This window comes from Streptomyces canus 299MFChir4.1 (genome assembly GCF_000383615.1).
GTDB classification, from domain to species: Bacteria; Actinomycetota; Actinomycetes; order Streptomycetales; family Streptomycetaceae; genus Streptomyces; species Streptomyces canus_C.
This window is the reverse complement of record NZ_KB911605.1, coordinates 113,988-119,987: the sequence shown is the minus strand read 5'-3', so window position 1 is coordinate 119,987 and position 6,000 is coordinate 113,988. Positions and strand designations below refer to the sequence as shown.

6 protein-coding genes are annotated in these 6,000 nt (G+C 71.5%); 1 reads left to right on the top strand and 5 read right to left on the bottom strand.

The annotated features are described in order from the left end of the window. Positions 1-638: 638 nt before the first annotated feature. The 3 genes from H293_RS0135210 to H293_RS0135200 all read right to left on the bottom strand — a co-directional run bounded on the left by H293_RS0135210 (position 639) and on the right by H293_RS0135200 (position 3,055). Positions 639-1,220 carry an HD domain-containing protein gene (locus H293_RS0135210; RefSeq protein WP_020122516.1) on the bottom strand — a complete coding sequence of 194 codons (582 nt, stop codon included), beginning with the start codon at positions 1,218-1,220 and terminating at the stop codon, positions 639-641. A 258-nt stretch (positions 1,221-1,478) separates the two neighbouring features. Then, complete coding sequence (locus H293_RS0135205; protein WP_020122515.1) at positions 1,479-2,027, bottom strand: DUF1062 domain-containing protein; 549 nt, start codon at positions 2,025-2,027, stop codon at positions 1,479-1,481. Between the two features lie 200 nt (positions 2,028-2,227). After that, positions 2,228-3,055 carry a helix-turn-helix domain-containing protein gene (locus tag H293_RS0135200; protein WP_020122514.1) on the bottom strand — a complete coding sequence of 276 codons (828 nt, stop codon included), beginning with the start codon at positions 3,053-3,055 and terminating at the stop codon, positions 2,228-2,230. A gap of 112 nt (positions 3,056-3,167) precedes the next feature. Between H293_RS0135200 and H293_RS0135195 the strand changes: the two genes are divergently transcribed. Next, the gene (locus H293_RS0135195) at positions 3,168-3,944 is read left to right on the top strand and encodes an alpha/beta fold hydrolase (RefSeq protein WP_020122513.1); all 777 of its coding nucleotides are present in this window, start codon (positions 3,168-3,170) and stop codon (positions 3,942-3,944) included. Here the strand turns inward: H293_RS0135195 and H293_RS0135190 are convergent. Together H293_RS0135190 and H293_RS0135185 are read right to left on the bottom strand one after the other, a co-directional pair. Further along, on the bottom strand, positions 3,919-5,571 hold the full coding sequence (locus H293_RS0135190; protein ID WP_020122512.1) for a sensor histidine kinase: 1,653 nt from the start codon (positions 5,569-5,571) through the stop codon (positions 3,919-3,921). The genes H293_RS0135195 and H293_RS0135190 overlap by 26 nt on opposite strands. Continuing rightward, positions 5,568-5,900, bottom strand: coding sequence for a hypothetical protein (locus H293_RS0135185; protein WP_078612761.1), 333 nt, complete (start codon positions 5,898-5,900; stop codon positions 5,568-5,570). Before H293_RS0135185 ends, H293_RS0135190 begins: the two co-directional genes overlap by 4 nt. Positions 5,901-6,000 lie beyond the last annotated feature (100 nt).

Here is a 6,000-nt window from a genome sequence, read left to right as displayed (position 1 = left end):
GGGCTGACGGGACCTCGGCCGCGAGGCCGCACAGGGTGGGCTGACGGGACCTCGGCCGCGAGGCCGCACAGGGGGGGTTGTCAGGGGGCTCAGGCGCGCGGATATGGCGGGGGCCGCTGGGAGGCCGGGCGAACGGTCACACCGTGGTCGGACGTCTCGGAGTCCTGTGGGCCGGTCACACCGGGGCCGTCTCGAAACCCCGTCAGCCGGTCACACCGGGGCGGGCCGTCCCGAGGTCCTGACCGACTGGTTCGTACCGGATGGGCTGTCTCTGATTCCCCTCGCCCCGCCACACCGGATGGGCGGCTCCAGACCCCCGCCGACCGACCACACCAGCGTGAGCGCGTCCCAGAAGCCCACCGCCCAGCAACACCCCTGCAGGACATGGAAAACCAGACCGACCGGCCACACCGGGGCGGCCCGTCCCAGAGCCCCAGCACCCCACCACACCGGAAGGACCACCCCCAACCCCCACCGACCGACCACACCAGCGTGAGCGCGTCCCAGAAGCCCACCACCCAGCAACACCCCTGCAGGACATGGAAAACCAGACCGACCGGCCACACCGGGGCGGGCCGTCCCGGAGTCCCGTCAGCCGGACATGCCGGAGGGGGACGTCTGGAGGTGGTGCCGACTGGTCACACCGGGTGGGTCGTCTGAAAGGCCAGTCGTTCCTGGGCGCCTTCTCCTATGGCTGTCAGCGTGTCGTCGAGGGTCAGGAACTCCTCCCACACCGTCCGGCCGCTCGCCTCGGCGAGTCTCCTGACCATCAGGTCCTCCAGTTCCGGTACCCGCTTGTTCTTCCAGATCTTGTCGGCGAGGCTGACGAGCAAGTCGTCGAGCCCGATGTCCGGGAGGGTCCAGGCCGCGTGCGTGGCGGCGAAGCGGGCGCGGTCGGGGGTGATGCCGTGGGCCAGGAGGAGTTCACGGCCGGTCTCCTCGCGTGCGGAGCCGGGGCCGGTGAGCTCGGAGACGTGCGCGGTCTTTCCCACGTCGTGCGTCGCGGCCCCGAACAGAACGGCCTCACGGTCCAGTCGGAGCCCCGGGTACCGCGCCCCCAGCCACTCGACGAGCTCGTAAGCCACGTCGTGCACGAGTCTCAGGTGGGCTGCCAGGCGGGGTGGCGCGTCCAGCGTGCGCAGGAGCCCGGCGACCTCATCCGGGAGGGGGCGGGGGCCCGGGGCGTGGAGGGCGTGGTGCAGGGGGTCGGGGGTGGTCACGCGGTAAGGGTAGGGGTGGGTAAGGGAGTTGGTGGGATCGGGCGTGCCGTCCTTCGGCGGGCGGCGTACCGGCAGGGGCGGCCGACCTGCCGTTCCGACAACGAGATCCGCACCGTCGCCTCAGCAGCACCTCCGCGTGCCGCGTGAACGCGCCCAGGGCGAGCCTGAGCACCCGCACCTCGCTCCTGCCGCAACCGCGATCTCCCCGACCTGGGCACTTGGGGCCCGGCCCGACAGGCCCCAAGTGCCCATGCGGGCTCAGTGTTTGAGCGTGAAGGTGAAGTCGCCGGAGAGTCTGGAGCTCAGCCGGGCTATGGAGACCAGCTTCCCCTCCGTGACCAGCCACTCGACCTCGGCGCGGGACAGGCCGAAGCCCTCGGCGATCAGCCGCACCGGACGGACGGGGATCCGTGCCGCGAAGCGGACCGAGACGTCGATCACCTCGCGGTCCAGGTGATCCGATCCGCCGGTGTCGAGACGCCAGGCGTCGTTCCAGTCCAGGGCGATGCGGTTACGGCGCCGCAGGACCGCGTCCTGGAGCAACTCGGCTGCGAGGGCCGGGTCGTTGTCGTGCAGCCGGCCCAGCAGTTCAGGTCGTACGGAACGCACATGCGTCCGCTCCAGGACCGTGAGCTTCGCCGTTTCCCCGCAGGAAGTGCAGAGCACGAGAAGCCAGATGTCGAGGAGCTTGCGGTGCGCGTTGACACGGAACTTGCCGTCGGCCCGGAAGCGATCCGACGCGCACGTGTGGCAACGGCGGAGGACCAGCGGAAGGCAGGTGGGCATGACCACCCAGTTGGTGAGCACAGAAGTACACCGGTTTCAGTGAGAAGTCCGCAGCAAAAAGCAGCGCGGCGCACACGCGCGACGCGCGACCAATCAGCGCTTGGGGGGTCTCACACGGTGTACAACGGCACGTCCTTGCCTGGGCGACTCGGTTCGGCAGCACGCTAGCGGCGACCGGCGGTGCTGATCCATTGGTTTTCGGCCGACGCGGCCGAGCACCCTCACTCGACGGCCGCCCCCGCCTGCCACGCCCCCGGCCGCATGCCCGTCGCCTTCAGGAAGAACACCGAGAAGTTGGACGCGTCGGGGAAGCCGAGCGCGTGGGCGCAGCCCGCCGCGGTGAGACGGTCGTGTGCGAGGAGCCGTTTGGCCTCCAGGACGAGCCGGTCGACGATGTACGCCTTCGCGGTACGGCCGGTGACCTGCTGTACCGCTCGTGAGAGGGTCCGGGGCGCGTATCCCAGTGCCCGGGCGTAGTAGCCCGCGTCGTGATGGTCGCGGAAGTGCGCTTCGACGCTGGACCGGAAGAGTCGGAACACCGGGTGTGCGGGCCGCTCTTCGGCGCGCGGTGGCCGGAGTCGGGCGATGAGCGCGGAGAGCAGGATCTCGGGCAGCTCCGTCGAGACGTCCCCCGGCGGGGCGGTTGCCTCCAGGAGGAGATGGTCGCGTGCGGTGTCGACGAACGGCCAGTCGGCGTCGGGGATTTTCCAGTGCGCGACCAGGTCCGGGGACGCCACGAGCTCTCGGGTGGCACGGGTGACCGGTGCGGTCGGGACGAACAGCACCAGGTGCCCTGTCACGTCGGCGATGTCGTCCCATCGGTGCACCGCTCCCGGGGCGACCCACACGACGGACCGCCTCTTGAGCGGGTGCCGGAGGAAGTCCACCGTCACGGATCCGTGCCCGGCGTCGACGACGGCCAGGACAGGGAAGTCGGCGCGCTGTGTCCCGCCGTCGTTCAGCTCACGCAGCCGGTCGAAGGTCATCGTCTCCACCGCGGCCGCCCGGCGTCCGACGGGCTGGTAGGTCATCTGCCGGATCACGGTCATGTGTCCAGTTTCCACCATCCACCGTCCAGTCCCGCCGATGCCAGGGGGTGGGCGGGAATGTGCAATGGAACCAAGGAAACATCAGCCTCGCGTACTGAGCGAAAGAGTCACCATGGACACGACCCGGCAGTCCCTGCTGCCCACTTATGACCACCGTCCGGGGACCGGGCCGACCCTCGTGTTCCTGCACTACTGGGGTGGTTCCGCCCGTACTTGGGACCTCGTCGTCGACCGCCTCGCGGGCCGCGACATCCTCACCGTCGACTTCCGCGGCTGGAGCCGTTCGCGGAATCTGGACGGCCCCTGGACGCTCCGCCGGCTGGCGGACGACACGCTCGCCGTACTGGCCGACGCGGGTGTCACGGACTTCGTCCTCGTCGGTCATTCCATGGGCGGCAAGGTCGCGCAGCTGGTCGCGGCAACCCGGCCCCTCGGCCTTCGCGGGATCGTCCTCGTCGCTTCCGCTCCGGCGAAGCCCGCGCCGGGGGTCAGCGCCGAGTACCGCGAAGGCCTCTCCCACGCCTACGACTCCGAGGAGTCCGTCGCCGACGCACGCGACCACATCCTCACCGCGACCGAACTGCCCGAACCGGTCAAGTCGCGGATCGTGGCCGATTCACGGGCCGCCACCGAGGCGGCCCGCCTGGAGTGGCCGTTGCGCGGCATCGCGGAGGACGTCTCCGAGCACACCCGCGAGATCGACGTACCCGCCCTCGTGGTCGCCGGGGAGCACGACCGGGTCGAGCCCGTCGACGTGCTCCGCGACCACCTGGTGCCCCACCTCTCCGGGGCCGACCTCGTGGTGATCCCGGACACGGGCCATCTGATCCCGTTGGAGGCTCCGGCCGACCTCGTCGACGCGATCAGCGCCTTCGTACCGGCGACCTGACATCGGACCTGTCTGTCGCCACATCGGACCTGGCTGTCGCCGCCGCCCATGCGCGGCCGCCCGACTTCCCGCCCCCGTAAGGGAGTTGCACCGATACGCCGTTTCCGGACACCGCTCGCGCCTCGACCCCCGCTTCCCTCGCCACCGGGAGATCGATCGTGAACTCGGTACGTCCAGGAACGCTGTTCACCTGGATGCGGCCCCCGTGTGCTGCCGAGATCGCCGCCGCGATGGCCAGACCGAGGCCGGAGCCTCCGGAGTCGGCGTCGGCGCGGGAGCGGGAGGTGTCCGCCCGGCTGAAGCGTTCGAAGACCGTGGGCAGCAGGGCCGGGGGGATGCCGGGGCCGTTGTCGCGGACGCGGATCACGCAGCGCCCGTCCGCGGAATCCACCGATGCCGTCACCCTCGTGCCGGCCGGCGTGTGCGTCCTCGCGTTGGACAGGAGGTTGGCCACCACCTGGTGCAGGCGGGCCTCGTCGCCGGCCACCAACACCGGTGTGTCCAGCCTCAGTTCGAGCTGCCAGTCGTGGCCGCTCCCCGCCGCCCGCGCCTCCCACACCGCCTCCGCGACCAGCGCCGCCAGGTCCACCTCCCCGGACTGGAGGGGGCGGCCCTCGTCGAGGCGGGCGAGCAGGAGCAGGTCCTCGACCAGGCCCGTCATGCGTGCGGACTCCGCCGAGACCCGGCGCCAGGCCAGCACCGGTTCGACGCGGTCGGTGCCGCGGCTCATCAGCTCGGCGTACCCGGCGATCGAGGCGAGCGGTGTCCGCAGTTCGTGGCTCGCGTCGGCCAGGAAGCGCCGCATGCGTTCCTCGCTGCGCCGCATCCGCTCCTCGCCGCGCTGCCGCTCGGCGAGGGAGGACTCCACCTGGTCGAGGAGATGGTTGAGCGCGGCCCCGACCTGTCCGGCCTCGCTGCCGGGGTCGGTGTCCCGTTCGGGCACCCGGGTCAGGGCGGTGGCCTCGCCGTGTCCGAGCGGGGCGCGGGAGACCTCGGCGGCGGTGGCGGCGACCCGGCCGAGGGGGCGCAGTTGCCGTCGTATGACCACCGCGCAGACGCAGTCGGCGGCGGCGAGTCCGGCCGCGGCGACGCCTGTCTCGATCGCCACCAGTGCGCTGATCATGTCCTGGACGTCGTCCATGGGCAGGCCGGCGAGGACCCGGACGTCTCCGCTCACGAGGACGGTGACCCGGTAGGTGCCGAGGCCGGGCACGGCACGGGTGTGCAGCGCGCCGTCCGCCCGGATCCCGGCCAGGGCGGTGCGCCGGCCGGTGCTGAGCTCCCGGGTCGGGGTGCCCTGGACGACGACGGCCGCGGAGACGATGGCGCCGTCCTCGTCCAGCCGGGCGGAGAGCATCCCGGCGGGCTGCCCGGACTCCCGCAGGAAGGCCAGGTCGTCGTCCGTGTCCCGGTGCGAAAAAGCTCCTCCCAGGGCCCGTTCGGCGGCGTCGCGGACACGGTCGTCCAGGTGGCCCATCAGATAGGCACGTTGGAAGAGCGTCGTGATCAGGCCCATCGCGACACAGACGACGACCAGCGTGGCACTGACGAACACGAGCAGACGGGTGCGGAGGGACCGGGTGCGGAGAGACCGGGTGCGCGTCCTCGCGTTCGGTCGCCGGCTCATCTCCCGTCCTCCGCGGCCCTGATGGCGTACCCGGGGCCGCGCACGGTGTGGATCGTGCGCGCCCGCGCCTCGCTCAGGATCTGGCGCGGGTGTGCGAGCAGGTCGTACGCCTCCGCGGTGAGCCGGCCTGACACGTCCGCGCGGCGCACTTCACGGGTGTCCTCGGTCGTGACCAGGTCGCCGAGCACATGGACGGAGTCGTCGGCGCCGGCCTCCAGTCCGTCGAGCCGGTGTTGCACGGCGACGGACAGCACTTCGTCGAGTGCGGGGCCGTCGTCGACGATGAGCACTCGTGCGCGGCCGGTTCGCGGTCCGGTTGTGCCAGTCATGTACCGATCGTGTCCCCGCCCGCTGAGGGAATCCTGTGTCCCACCTGAGGCTGGGTGATGACCCGCGCCGCGGCGGGTACGGCGAAGGGCCGCACCCCCG

Bases quoted from the DNA above. Each gene is read 5' to 3' on its own strand.
- H293_RS0135185 (WP_078612761.1), bottom strand. From the start codon at position 5,900: ATGACTGGCACAACCGGACCGCGAACCGGCCGCGCACGAGTGCTCATC.
- H293_RS0135195 (WP_020122513.1), top strand. From the start codon at position 3,168: ATGGACACGACCCGGCAGTCCCTGCTGCCCACTTATGACCACCGTCCG.
- H293_RS0135200 (WP_020122514.1), bottom strand. From the start codon at position 3,055: ATGACCGTGATCCGGCAGATGACCTACCAGCCCGTCGGACGCCGGGCG.
- H293_RS0135190 (WP_020122512.1), bottom strand. From the start codon at position 5,571: ATGAGCCGGCGACCGAACGCGAGGACGCGCACCCGGTCTCTCCGCACC.